Raw genomic sequence first — 905 nt, forward strand, 5'->3', positions numbered from 1 at the left:
ACGGCTGATATGACTCCCGCTGTCAATCGGGATTGGTGTTCGGGTTTTCCACGCGTTATTGTTCAAATTTCCTGAGGGCGGCGCAGCAGTACGTCTCGACGGTGGATCACGCTGATATCCGCGGGTTGGCTACCGCATTACAGAGGTCCGCCTGATGAGCCTGCCGCTATCTAGGGACGCAAATCGAATTGGATCCGTTGCGTAGCCGTGGCGCGGGTTACTCGTGTGCCGGGCTACGCCGCCCTCAGGAAACTCCTTGATTGATGGGTAAAGACTCTCGCTCGCCTGCTCAAGCCGCGTGCTTCTGCGGTTGCAACGCAAGTGACATGGCGAGTTGGCTAATGTCCCAGATAAACCCGCTTAGTTCGCGGGCGACCGCGACCACGGCGATGTTCTTCTGTTTACCGCGTGCCACAAGCGTTCGATAGCGTCGACACAGGCGCACCTGCGCATCCCAAGATCGATCCACGATGGGTTTAGGAATCCCTTCGTGGCGGCGCTGAATCTCGGGACTCACCCGCGCCGGATGCCGATAACTCCATGCCGATTCGACGAGCAGCTTTCTCGCGTAACTGTTGCCGTTCTTGGTGATGCTGCCCTGACGGCGTTTCTCGCCCGACGAGTGTTCGCTCGGTGTTACCCCCAGCCACGCCATCAACTGGCGCGGATGAGTGAAGCGTGACAGATCACCCAACTCAGCAAGCATGCCGACCGCCGTGGTGAACTGCATGCCGCGCATCGTTTGCAGACCCAGTACTGCCGGATAAAAACGCCAGGCAACCACGGCCTCGCGCAGCGCAGCTTCCAGTCGATCGCATTGCGCAAGACGATCCTCGATCGTGCGTCGATGCTCTTCGAATGCCAACTGCTGCCATGTGCTGTCGAACGCAAACGTGCTCAGCCAG

1 protein-coding gene is annotated in these 905 nt (G+C 59.1%); it reads right to left on the reverse strand.

Going from position 1 to position 905, the window contains the following annotated elements; translation table 11 throughout:
• Positions 1 to 289 precede the first annotated feature (289 nt).
• On the reverse strand, positions 290 to 905 hold a 616-nt coding region (locus BUB20358_RS27960), incomplete at its 5' end, for a transposase (protein ID WP_174905191.1).

It is taken from the genome of Burkholderia dolosa (genome assembly GCF_902499135.1).
Taxonomy (GTDB): Bacteria; Pseudomonadota; Gammaproteobacteria; order Burkholderiales; family Burkholderiaceae; genus Burkholderia; species Burkholderia dolosa.